Origin of the sequence: Paucibacter sp. TC2R-5 (assembly GCF_025717605.1) — a bacterium.
Lineage (GTDB): Bacteria > Pseudomonadota > Gammaproteobacteria > Burkholderiales > Burkholderiaceae_C > Paucibacter_A > Paucibacter_A albus.
The window spans coordinates 71,143-83,425 of the sequence record NZ_JAJIRQ010000010.1 but is presented as its reverse complement, the minus strand read 5'-3'; the positions used below and the strand labels follow the sequence as shown (position 1 = coordinate 83,425).

General features: G+C 62.7%; 8 protein-coding genes and 1 tRNA gene. 6 read left to right on the top strand and 3 right to left on the bottom strand.

All coding sequences use genetic code 11. The features are described from left to right. Positions 1-174 precede the first annotated feature (174 nt). A tRNA-Met gene (locus LNV08_RS20785) sits at positions 175-251 on the bottom strand. A gap of 61 nt (positions 252-312) precedes the next feature. Further along, a complete protein-coding gene (locus LNV08_RS20780; protein ID WP_263535654.1) occupies positions 313-1,209 on the bottom strand; it encodes a delta(1)-pyrroline-2-carboxylate reductase family protein in 897 nt (298 codons plus the stop codon). Positions 1,210-1,510: 301 nt separating this feature from the next. Here LNV08_RS20780 and ftsY point away from each other — a divergent pair, with 301 nt between their 5' ends. Then, positions 1,511-2,533: a signal recognition particle-docking protein FtsY gene (ftsY, locus tag LNV08_RS20775; RefSeq protein ID WP_414858782.1), complete on the top strand. Its 1,023-nt coding sequence runs from the start codon at positions 1,511-1,513 to the stop codon at positions 2,531-2,533. Between the two features lie 96 nt (positions 2,534-2,629). Here the strand turns inward: ftsY and ffh are convergent, their stop codons facing one another. Then, positions 2,630-4,015, bottom strand: a complete 1,386-nt coding sequence (gene ffh / locus LNV08_RS20770) for a signal recognition particle protein (protein WP_263535652.1) — start codon at positions 4,013-4,015, stop codon at positions 2,630-2,632. Between the two features lie 50 nt (positions 4,016-4,065). On the opposite strand from ffh, the gene LNV08_RS20765 reads away from it, so the two are divergent. From LNV08_RS20765 to LNV08_RS20745, 5 genes are all read left to right on the top strand, one after another. Next, positions 4,066-4,911 (top strand): inner membrane protein YpjD, encoded by an 846-nt coding sequence (locus LNV08_RS20765; RefSeq protein ID WP_263535651.1) that lies wholly within the window; start codon positions 4,066-4,068, stop codon positions 4,909-4,911. 40 nt (positions 4,912-4,951) lie between these two features. After that, positions 4,952-5,194: a PP0621 family protein gene (locus LNV08_RS20760; protein WP_263535650.1), complete on the top strand. Its 243-nt coding sequence runs from the start codon at positions 4,952-4,954 to the stop codon at positions 5,192-5,194. After that, positions 5,191-7,092 (top strand): sensor histidine kinase, encoded by a 1,902-nt coding sequence (locus tag LNV08_RS20755; protein ID WP_263535649.1) that lies wholly within the window; start codon positions 5,191-5,193, stop codon positions 7,090-7,092. Before LNV08_RS20760 ends, LNV08_RS20755 begins: the two co-directional genes overlap by 4 nt. A gap of 8 nt (positions 7,093-7,100) precedes the next feature. Continuing rightward, the gene (locus tag LNV08_RS20750) at positions 7,101-8,705 is read left to right on the top strand and encodes a sigma-54-dependent transcriptional regulator (protein WP_263535648.1); all 1,605 of its coding nucleotides are present in this window, start codon (positions 7,101-7,103) and stop codon (positions 8,703-8,705) included. A gap of 466 nt (positions 8,706-9,171) precedes the next feature. Continuing rightward, complete coding sequence (locus LNV08_RS20745) at positions 9,172-12,087, top strand: ribonucleoside-diphosphate reductase subunit alpha (protein WP_263535647.1); 2,916 nt, start codon at positions 9,172-9,174, stop codon at positions 12,085-12,087. Positions 12,088-12,283 lie beyond the last annotated feature (196 nt).

Below are 12,283 nucleotides of genomic sequence, written 5' to 3'. Positions count from 1 at the left end.
TGTCGCTGATAGTCGGGGAGGGTCGACGGGCATGCGATCGCTGATTGCATTCGATTCGCCACTGATCTTGCGGCAGAGCCGAGGTACCCGCCTTGACGCGGTGTGGATCCGCTGCACGGATCTCGGGCAAGAAAAAAGCCTTGTAAGTCGTTGACTCACAAGGCTTTCTGATTTTGGTGGCGCTTCAGGGATTCGAACCCCGGACCTGCGGATTATGATTCCGTCGCTCTAACCGGCTGAGCTAAAGCGCCTCAAGCCCTCTACTATAGCATCGAGTTTTGAAGGTGCGCAAGGAATTAGTTAAAAAAGTTTTCATTCTGCCAAGGCGGTGCGGACGGCAGCGAGATCCCAGGCGGCGTGTCCTACGGTTTTTAGCAGCATTGGTGCACGCGGCAGGGCCTTGTCGGCCAGAGCTTCGGCCAGTATGTGCACGCGACTCCAGTCGACGCCGGCTTGGAGCAAGTCACCGGCTTCGTGGCGCGCGCCGTCAAGGTCATCGACCCATAACTGCCGCTGCCGCACCTGTTTGGCTGGCAGTTCGGCCATTTGCGGCGTGAAGCTGCCAAGACCGACGATCAAGGTGTTCGGTGCGATGTCGTCCGGCAGCACCGCCGTCAAGGAGGTTGTAGCGGTGACGGCAACACTGGCGTCTTCCAGTGCTTGTTCCAGGGGCAAAACTCTGGCGTTCAAACCTTGAGCGCTCAGCGCAGCAGCAAAAGCGCTGCTTTGCGCACGAACTCGCCCGACGCAGCGCAGTTGCACGCCTGGCCAGCGCTCACCCATCGCCAAGGCATGTGTCATCGCTTGGGTGCCAGTGCCCACCAACACGACCGTCTCGGGCGGGCGAGCCAGCAGCGTCTCTATGCCTAGCAGCGTGACCGCGGCGGTGCGGCGTGCGGTAACAACGATGCCGTCCAGAATGATCAGAGGCGTGCCGGTGCCGGCTTCGCTGACCACCACGCGGCCTTGGATGGTCGGCTGCCCGCGCTCGCGGTTGGCGGGGTTCACGGCGACCAGTTTGGTGACCGCATAGCGAGCGTCGGTGCAGGGCATCGCCAAATATGTGCCGCCCTCGGGCAAAGGCAAGACGGTGCGGGCGCTGGCATGAATTAGGCCAGCGCGCAAATCCTGCATGGCCCGCGCCACGGCAGGTATCAAGCGCTCATAAGGCAGCAGGTCGGCGGTGGCTTCGGCATTGAGTATTCGCATGGCTGGATTCCTTTTGCTGCAGCGGGTCGGCCGAGCCGGCCGATTATGATTCTGCCTTGATGGTTTGGCGGCCGGCATGGCCACAGGTCTGCGCGCTGGTTTTTTGGGGCTCGGCGCGGGCTTTTTACAAGGCAGTGCGCCTAGCGGCTGTCGCTCTCGGGTTTTCGTCCTCATGTTCAGTTTCTTCAAGAAAAAATTCTCATCCACGCCCGCCGTGCCTGAGCCTGCCCCGGCTTCAGTGCCAGCGAGCTTGCCTGAAGCCGAGCAGCCCGAAACGCCAATGGCCGCGCCGGTAGCCGAAATGCTGGCGGAGTTGATGGTTGCGCCACCGGCTCCCGTTCTAGCTGCCGAGCCTGAGCTGGCCCCAGCGCCGGCGCCGGTCGCATTGAGCGCCGAGCCGCCTGCTCAGGTAGCAGCGACCGAGCCGCGCCGCAGTTGGATGGACAAGCTGCGCCAAGGCCTGCGCAAGACCGGCTCCAGCATTGCGCAGGTTTTCACCGGCACGCAGATTGACGATGCTTTGTACGAGGAATTGGAGGCCGCGTTGCTGATGGCCGACACCGGCGTCAAAGCGACCGAGCATTTGCTGGCCGATCTCAAGCGCCGCGTCAAGGAGGCCAAGGCGACCGATCCTGCGGCCGTGCGTGGGCTTTTGGTGGAGGCGCTGGCCGATTTGCTGCGGCCGCTGGAGAAGTCCTTGGGCGTGGGCCTGCACAGCCCGACGGTGATGATGGTGGTCGGCGTCAACGGTGCCGGCAAGACCACCAGCATCGGCAAGCTGACCCGCCATCTGGCCGAGGCCAATCAGAAGATCTTGCTGGCCGCGGCCGATACCTTCCGCGCTGCCGCGCGTGAGCAGCTGGCGGTGTGGGCCGATCGCACGCAAGTCGAGATCGTCAGCCAAGAGGGCGGCGACCCCTCGGCCGTGACCTTTGATGCGGTGACGGCCGGGCGCGCCCGTGGCTGCGATGTGGTGATTGCCGACACGGCCGGCCGCCTGCCGACGCAGCTGCACTTGATGGAAGAGCTGAAGAAGATCAGGCGCGTGATCGGCAAGGCGCAGGACGGCGCGCCGCATGAGGTCTTGCTGGTGATTGACGGCAACACCGGCCAGAACGCGCTGGCGCAGGTCAAAACCTTTGATGATGCGATTGGCCTCACCGGCTTGATCGTCACCAAGCTCGACGGCACGGCCAAGGGCGGCGTGCTGGCGGCGATTGCGCGCGAACGCGCAATCCCGGTCTACTTCATTGGTGTGGGCGAGAAGCTGGAGGACTTGCAGACCTTCAACGCTCGCGAGTTCGCGCAGGCGCTGCTCGAATAGGGTTTTGCGCCCGAGTGCCGGGCCGCCCAAGCCGGGAGCCAAGAAAAAACGGCCGGTTTGATACCGGCCGTTTTTACGTACCCGCGGGCGAGGGGTCTACTTCATGCCGGGCATGCCGCCCATGCCCTTCATACCGCCCAGCTTCTTCATCATCTTCATCATGCCGCCGCCGCTCATCTTCTTCATCATGCCCTGCATCTGATCGAACTGGGTCAGCACGCGGTTGACTTCATGAATCTGCACGCCGGCGCCACTGGCGATGCGGCGCTTGCGGCTGGCCTTGCTCTTGCCATCGAGTAAGAGGCTAGGCTGACGGCGCTCCTTGGCGGTCATCGCGTTCATGATGCCTTCCATGCGGCGCATGTCTTTCTCGGCCCGGTCCATATCTGCCGCACCCGTCTTGGCCGTCATCTGCGAGGGCAGCTTGTCCATCAGGCCGGCTAGGCCGCCCATCTTCTTCATCTGGGTGATCTGGGCCAGGAAGTCGTTCAGATCGAAGCCGCTGCCGGTCTTGAGCTTGTCGGCGAGTTTTTGCGCCGCGGCGACGTCGATGCCCTTGGTGACTTCTTCGACCAGCGCGACGATGTCACCCATGCCCAGCACGCGGCCGGCGTGACGCTCGGCGTCAAACACTTCCAGGCCATCGATCTTCTCCGACGTACCGGCGAATTTGATCGGTGCACCGGTGATCTGCCGCACCGACAGCGCCGCGCCGCCGCGTGAGTCGCCGTCCAGCTTGGTCAGCACGATGCCGGTCAAGGGCAGTGCTTCCTTGAAGGCCTTGGCCGTGTTGATTGCGTCCTGACCCTGCATCGCGTCGACGACGAACAGCGTCTCGATCGGGTTCAGCAAGGCATGCAGGTCGCGGATTTCGGCCATCAAGGCCTCATCGATGGCGAGTCGGCCGGCGGTGTCAACCAGCAGCACATCAAAATAATGCTTCTTGGCGTAGTCGATCGCGGCCAGCGCGATGTCGCGCGGCTTTTGATCCGGCGTCGACGGGAACCACTCGGCGCCGGCCTGTTTGGTGACAGTCTTGAGCTGCTCAATCGCGGCCGGGCGGTAGACGTCGGCCGAAACCGTCAGCACTTTTTTCTTGCGCTTCTCGATCAGGTGCTTGGCCAGCTTGGCGGTCGTGGTGGTTTTGCCCGCACCTTGCAGGCCGGCCATCAGGATCACGGCGGGCGGCTGGGCGGCCAGATTGAGGTCGGCGACCCCTTCACCCATGGTCGCGGCCAACTCCTTTTGCACAATCGACACCAGCACCTGGCCGGGGTTGAGCGAGCCGATCACTTCGGCGCCGAGCGCCTTGTCTTTAACGCGGGCGATGAAGTCCCGCACCACGGGCAGGGCCACGTCGGCTTCGAGCAGCGCCATGCGCACTTCGCGCAGCATCTCCTGGACGTTCGTTTCGGTGATGCGAGCTTGGCCGCGCATCGTTTTCACGAGACGACTCAGGCGGTCGGTCAAATTGGAAGCCATGGGGAGTGGCGCCGTCGGTCTGGCGAGGCGCGCAAAAGTACACTGTGGCCATGATTTTATCGTCCGCTTATCAAACACCTGCTGGCGCCTTGTTGGCCGGGGCCAGTTTGCTGTCTATTTCGGCCTATGGCTGGGTCGCTGCTGCGAGTGGCAGAGGCCAGGAAACACCTGCTCGCCCTCAGGGCGCCTTGCTGCTGGCTTGGGCGGTCCATCTGCTCGCTTTGATCTTGGATATTGCCGGCTTGGGCCAAGCGGTGCCGGGCGCGCGCTTCGGTTTCGCGCCGGCTTTGTCCATGACGGTCTGGCTGGTGATCGCCGTCTATATGCTGGAGAGCCGCTTCTTGCCGCTGGCCAGCGTGCGGCGCATTTTGGCTCTGATGGCGGCGACCGTGGTGCTGCTGGCCTTTGTGTTTCCGGGTGAGAGCCGGCCTCAGGCGGCGTCGCCCTGGGCGCCGATTCACTGGGTGCTGGGCCTGGCTTCTTACGGCCTGTTCGGGGTGGCGGTCTTGCATGCGGCCTTGTTGAGCCGGGCTGAGCGACAGATGCGGCAGATGAAGCCCGGCATCGGCAAGCCGCAAGAGCCGCGTCCCGAGCCCTTGATGCCGCTGCTGCGCCTGGAGCGGCTGACGTTTCAATTTGTTGGCGCCGGCGTGGCCGTCCTGTCCTTGGCGGTCTTGCTGGGTTGGTGGTTCACCCCGCATTGGCGCTGGGATCATAAGAATTTGTTTGCGGTGCTGGGCTGGTTGGTGCTGAGCGGTCTGCTGGCGGGGCGGCGTGTGTTTGGGTGGCGCGGCCGCCGGGCGACGCGCTGGCTTTACTTTGGCGCCTTGATGCTCTTGCTGTCTTACGCCGGCTCGCGCTTTGTGCTGGAAGTTGTTTTGCAGCGCACGGTCTGAGTGCCGGTCGCGTTTTCACGCTGGAAGAATCTCTATTGCCATGAAGTACCTTTTGCTCATCGTTGTTTTGGGGTTGGTGTTTTCAATGCTGGCCCGCAAGCGTTCGCGGCCACCGGCCCCTAAGCCGCAAGCTCCTGCTCAGCCCAAGGCCCTGAACATGGGTACCTGCGAGCAATGCGGGCTGCACCTGCCCTTGGATGAAGCCTTGCCGGGGCAGGGCGGTGTGTTTTGCAGCTCGGCCCACCGGGCAAGCTATGAGCTGGAGCATGGCAAGCACTCATGACTGAGACGCCCCAGTCTTGGTTTGGGCCGGGTGTCGCCGGCGACGCGCCGGATACCTTGGGCGGCATTGACGCCGTGGAGGCCGTTGACGCCCTTGACAGCATTGGCGGCTTCGACCAGTCGCCAGCCGACGCATCTATTGCTGCAAGCTCGGAGTTCTTTTTTCAGCCCGCGCGACGCTTGGTGAATGCCGGCGGCAATGCGTTCACGCGTTTGTACCGGGCCTTCTTGGCCGCGCGGGCGGCGCTGGGGCTGGCGCTGGTGGCGACGCAGCTGATCGCCGGACTGCTGGGCTCGGCGGTGCCGCTGTGGACCAATGTTTTGTGTGTGCTGTACGCCACCCAGGCCGTCGCACTTTGGTTGCTGCCGCGCTTGCAGCGCGGTGCGTCTGCCAAGACGCTGGCGCGCATCAGCAGCCCGCAATGGTGGGCCAGCATTGGGCTGGATCTGGCCTTGTTCGGCCTGCTGCATGCCTCGGACCGCAGCGGCGGTGTCAATTACGGCGCGCTGTTCGTGCTGCCGGTCTTGATGGCGGGTGTGTTGGCGCCGCGCTTACTCGGACTGGCTACCGCGGCGATTGCGGCCCTGGTGATGCTGGGTGTGGCGGGCTGGGCGGTGCTGGATGGCGCCGATGTCGCCTTGCGTCTGACGCAGGCAGGCTTGGTGGGCAGCGGCTTTTTTGTCATCAGCTTGCTGGCCAGCGAGATGGCCAGCCGCCTGGCACGCGAGGAACGCACGGCCCGCGGCAGCATGGAGTTTGCGCGCCAGCAAGCCCAGCTGAACCGCCTGGTGATCGACGAAATGCAAGAGGGGGTGTTGGTGGTGGACCGGCGCGGCCATGTGCGCGCCGCCAACCCGGCCGCCCGCGATTTGTTGGCCGACGGCCAGGCGGCGGTACGCACGGCACCGTTTCAGCTGCGCGGCGTGCAGGCCTGGCAGCCGCTGGTACGGGCGGTGGAACAGGCTTTTGCCTCGGCCGCTTGGCCCGAGGCGGGTCGTGATGTGGGGCTGAGTTTCGGCAATGGCACGCTGCGCAGTCTGCGTTTGCGCATGCGCTTCACGCGCCGGCGCGAGTCGGAGGCGAGTGAGGATTTGTGCGTGCTCTTCATCGAGGACAACCGCAAGGTGCTGGCGCGCAGTCAACAAGAAAAGCTCGCCGCGATGGGTCGGGTGTCGGCCGGCATCGCGCATGAAATCCGCAATCCCTTGGCCGCCATCGACCAGGCCAATGCCTTGTTGGCCGAAGATGTGCAAGACCCCAGGGCGCAGCAGTTGACGCGCATGGTGGCTTCCAATGTGACCCGCCTCAAACGCATCATTGACGATGTGTTGGAAGTTGCACCCGGCGCGGTGCCGGCCCCCGTGCCTTTGGATGCGGGCTTGCTGGTCAGCGAAGCTTGCCTGGAATGGGCGCGCACCAACCAACTCGCACCCGGCCCCTCCGACCCCTTGAGTTGTGCCTTGCCCTTGCAAGCCTTGGTGGTCAGCTTTGATCCCGAACATCTGCGACGGGTCTTGGTCAATTTGCTCGACAACGCGCTGCGCCACGCCACGCCGGGGCCGGCCTCGGTGCAGGTGAGCTTGGCGCCGGAGTCGGATGCCAGCACCCCAACAATGCAGCCGATGCTGCCGATGGCCAGCTTGACGATCTTCAGCGCCGGGCCGGCGATTCCGCCCGAGGTCGAGCGGCATTTGTTCGAGCCCTTTTTCTCGACGCGCAGCCGGGGCTCGGGCCTGGGTTTGTATATATGCCGCGAGTTGTGCGAGCGTTACGGTGCTCAGATCATCTACCGCCGCCGGCAAGATCCGGTCTTGCCTGGCAATGAGTTCAGCATCCGCTTGCGGCTGATCGAATCCGCTGCAATCGGGCCGGCCGTGCGCAACCCCTCTCTTTTTTGAAAGCCAGTATGAGCAGCGCTTCTTCCGATGGCATGGCCCTGAGTTTGCTGGTGGTCGACGATGAGCCCGACCTGCGGACCTTGTATGAGTTGACGCTGGTGCGCGAAGGCTATGCACTGGATACGGCCGGCTCGGTGCAGGAGGCCTTGGCGTGCCTGCAGCGCCGCCCCTACAGCGCCGTCATCACCGATATGCGCTTGCCCGATGGCAGTGGCTTGGACCTCTTGCACTGGCTGGAAAGCCAAGGCCGGGACGAAAAAACGCTGGTGATCACCGCCTATGGCTCGGCCGAGAATGCCGTCGAAGCGCTCAAGGCAGGTGCTTATGACTACCTGACCAAGCCGGTTGATCTGCGCCAGTTCCGGCAGGTGGTGGCTTCCGCCTTGGGTCGGCAGCCGCAAAAGTTGGCGCCAGCCGTGCCAGCGGTGGCGCCGACGAAATTTCCGCCTCTGCCTCAATCGGCTCTGCAGCCGCAGGCGCCGCAACAACTGCCGCCCGTCAAAGAACGGCAGCAGTTGGTGAAAAGCCCCCCCCTCGCTGCCGTACCAACGCTGACGGCGCTGTCCCGCTTGGCCGGCAAGTCGGCGGCGATACAGGAGTTGCGTTCTTTGATTGAGAAGGTCTCGCGCAGCATGGCGCCGGTGCTCTTGCAGGGTGAGTCGGGGACCGGCAAGGAGTTGGTGGCGCGCGCCATTCACGATAGCGGTGTGCGTGCGCGCCAGCGCTTTGTGGCGGTCAATTGCGGCGCCATCCCTGAGCAGCTCTTGGAGGCTGAATTCTTCGGCTACCGCAAAGGCGCATTCACCGGCGCGAATGAAGACCGCGAGGGCTTCTTCCAGGCGGCCGATGGCGGCACGCTTTTTCTGGATGAAATTGGGGACTTGCCCTTGGCCATGCAGAGCAAGCTTTTGCGCTCGATCCAGGAGCGGACTGTGCGGCCGGTGGGTGCGGTGGCAGAGGCCGCGGTCAATGTGCGGATATTGAGTGCAACCCATAAAGACTTGGGCGCCGAGGTGGCGGCGGGGCGTTTTCGACAAGATTTGTTTTACCGCCTGAATGTGATTCAGCTGCGTGTGCCGCCCTTGCGGGAGCGCATCGAGGACGTGCCCATGATCGCCGAGCGGGTGCTGGAGCGCATAGCGGCCGACGCCGGCGTCTCGCCGGTGCCGCAGCTGACGCCCGCCGCATTGGCGCAGCTGACCCGCTATGGCTTCCCCGGCAATGTACGTGAGCTGGAAAATTTGTTGCACCGCGCCTTGGCTTTGTCTGGCGGTGAATGGATCGATGCGGACGATCTCGGTTTGCCTGAATCGCTGTTGGATGACTCGCTGCTGAGCGGGCTGAGCTCGGCCGATGACTTCGAGCCGGAAGGCGGCGTGTCGATTAAGAATAGCTTTGGGCATGACAAGGCGCCCAACGAGCTGCCGACCGATCTAGCGCGCTTCTTGGACGATGTCGAGCGCGACATCTTGTTGCGTGCCTTGACGCAGCACCGCTTCAACCGCACCGCTGCCGGCGCCAGCCTGGGGTTGTCGCTGCGACAAATTCGCTACCGCATGGCCCGGCTGGGTGTGACGGCTGACGAGGCCGAGCAGTCCGACGACCAGGCCTGAGCGAGTATTGGCGCGGCCTAGCGGCTGTTTTTCTTCGCAAACCAAGCTGGGCTGCGGCTTGGCCTTCTCTTGCTCAGAAGGCATCAAGCAAAGAGACCCTTCGCGGCCAAGCTTTGCAGCCACCCTGGCGGCCATGACTAGCGTTAATTTCGATCTTCGTCAATGGGATAGATACGCTATCTGTAGTGCTTGAGTGCCGCTGTGACCCCAGATATAGTGTGGCCCATGCTATCCTTCGGCCCGGAATTCAAAATTGGTTTGGCGGCCTTTCCAGGCAGGCGAAGGCTAGGCGCAGGCGCAAGCCCCGTCCCAAAAACCAAGGTGGCCACAGCAGATTTGAAAGCTGAGCCGATGTGCCAAGCGCATCCCAAATCCATTCCCAATTTCAATTGAAGCGATAAGCGCGTCTCAGGCGCGCAGTGGTTTCTTTTTTTCAGTATTTCACCGAGACATCAAAGGACGATTCATGCAGACTCAACTCGCCCACGCCGCTACTTTGGGAGCAAGCCCGCATTTGGTCAGCCCCGAAGGCCAGGTTTTGCAATCGGCATTTCAGGCCTATCAAATCCTGCGCCGCAATGGCGCCGTGGTGTCGTTTGAGCCGAGCAAGATCGCGGTTGCCTTGATGAAGGCCTTTTTGGCCGTGCACGGCACCAGCGGCGCGGCCTCGGCCAGCGTGCGCGAGACCGTTGACGGCCTGACCGAAGCGGTGGTGCGTGCGTTGATGCGCTCGCGTCCAAGCGGCGGCACCTTCCATATTGAAGATGTGCAGGACCAGGTCGAGTTGGGCTTGATGCGCGGTGGCCATCACGAAGTCGCGCGTGCCTACGTGCTGTACCGCGAGCGCCGTCTGCAAGAGCGTCTGGCTCAGGGCAAGATCGATAAGCCGGTCGCCGAGGTGCAGCTGACCGTGATCGACGGCGGTCAGCGCGTGCCGCTGGACTTTGCGCATCTGCAAAGCCTGATCGTGTCGGCCTGCGCCGGTTTGGGTGAGGACGTCAAGCCAGACCCGGTCTTGGCCGAGACCAAGCGCAATCTGTATGACGGCGTGCCGATTGACGAGGTCTACAAGGCCGCGATCCTGGCCGCCCGCACTCTGATCGAACGCGACCCGGGCTACAGCCAGGCGACGGCGCGCTTGCTGCTGCACACGATCCGCCGCGAAGTGGTTGGCGGTGAGATCACGCAGGAGCAGATGCACGCACGCTATGCCGAATACTTCCCCGGCTATATCAAAAAGGGCGTCAAGGCCGAGTTGCTGGACGAGCGTCTGGGCCAATACGACCTGGCCCGTTTGGGCGCGGCGCTGAAGGCCGAGCGCGATTTGCAGTTCGACTACCTCGGCCTGCAGACCTTGTATGACCGCTACTTCCAGCACATCGATGACCAGCGCATCGAAATGCCGCAGGCCTTCTTCATGCGCGTGGCCATGGGCTTGGCGCTGAACGAGATCGACCGCGAAGCGCGTGCGATCGAGTTCTATGAAGTGCTGTCCAGCTTCGACTTCATGAGCTCGACGCCGACGCTGTTCAACTCCGGCACGCGTCGCTCGCAGCTCTCCAGTTGCTACCTGACGACGGTGGCCGACGATCTGGACGGCATCTACGAAGCGCTGAAAGAGAACGCGCTGTTGAGCAAGTTTGCCGGTGGTCTGGGCAATGACTGGACACCGGTGCGCGCTTTGGGTTCGCACATCAAGGGCACTAACGGCAAGAGCCAGGGCGTGGTGCCTTTCCTGAAGGTGGTCAACGACACCGCGGTTGCGGTCAACCAGGGCGGCAAGCGCAAGGGCGCGGTCTGCGCTTATCTGGAGAGCTGGCACCTCGACATCGAGGAGTTCCTGGAGCTGCGCAAGAACACCGGCGATGACCGCCGCCGCACCCATGACATGAATACCGCCAACTGGATCCCAGACCTGTTCATGCGCCGCGTGATGGACGGCGGCCAGTGGACGCTGTTCAGCCCCTCCAACACACCCGATCTGCATGACCTGTTCGGCATTGCCTTCGAGAAGGCCTATGTGGCCTACGAAGAAAAGGCCGATCGAGGCGAGATCAAGTTGTTCAAGCGCGTTGAGGCCAAGGACCTGTGGCGCCGCATGTTGTCGATGCTGTTCGAAACCGGCCACCCTTGGATCACCTTCAAGGACGCTTGCAATGTGCGCTCGCCGCAGCAGCATGTCGGCGTTGTGCACTCGAGCAATCTGTGCACCGAGATCACGCTGAACACCAATGACAGCGAGATCGCGGTTTGCAATTTGGGTTCGGTCAACCTCTTGCAGCATCTGGTGCTGGGCGAAGACGGCAGCAAGGGCGTTGACCACGCCAAGCTGCAAAAGACGATTTCGACCGCGATGCGCATGCTCGACAACGTCATCGACATCAACTACTACGCGGTCAAGAAGGCGCGTGACTCGAACCTGCGTCACCGCCCGGTCGGCTTGGGGCTGATGGGCTTCCAGGACGCGCTCTACGCCTTGCGTCTGCCCTATGCATCGAATGAGGCGGTCGAGTTCGCCGATCGTTCGATGGAGGCGATCTGCTATTACGCCTACCAGGCTTCGACCGAGTTGGCGCAAGAGCGCGGCCGCTACTCCTCGTATCGCGGCTCGCTGTGGGACCGCGGCATCTTGCCGATCGACTCGCTCGATCTGCTGGCCAAGGAGCGCGGCGGCTATGTCGAAGTGGACCGTTCGACGACGATGGACTGGGACGCGCTGCGTGCTCGCATCCAACTGCACGGCATGCGCAATAGCAATTGCGTGGCGATCGCGCCGACGGCGACGATCTCCAACATCATCGGCGTGGATGCTTCGATCGAGCCTTGCTTCGGCAATCTGTCGGTCAAGTCGAACCTGTCCGGCGAGTTCACCGTCATCAATGACGCCTTGGTGCGTGACCTCAAGCGCTTGGGTCTGTGGGACGACGTGATGGTGATGGACCTGAAGCATTTCGACGGCTCGCTGCGCCGCATCGACCGCGTGCCGGAGGAGTTGAAGGCGCTGTACGCGACCGCCTTCGAAGTCGAGACGCAGTGGTTGGTGGAAGCCGCCGCACGCCGCCAGAAGTGGATCGACCAGGCTCAGTCCCTGAACATCTATATGGCCGGCGCCTCGGGCAAGAAGCTCGATGAGACCTACAAACTGGCTTGGTTGCGCGGTTTGAAGACGACCTACTATTTGCGCACCATGGGCGCCACGCATGCCGAGAAGAGCACCGTCAAGTCGTCGGGTCAGCTCAATGCGGTCTCGTCGGGTGCAACGGCAGGCATGGTTTCGGCCGGTGTTTCGAGCGCGCCAGTCGCCGCGGCTGAACCCGAGTTGCCCGCGACCGACATGAAGTTCTGCTCGATTGACAACCCTGATTGCGAGGCTTGTCAGTAAATCGTTGAAAAGAAAATGGGCCACTCGATTTGAGGCGGCCCATTTTCTCGTCGCCTGCGATGCCACTGTTCATCGGCATCTGCTGATTTTTGTATGCATAAATTCAGAGTTATGTGATTTGCGGCCGAGCAACGCGCGAGACCTCTAAATGTCAAGAAGTCCTTGGTGTTTGAACGCAACACTCTGATAATTCGAC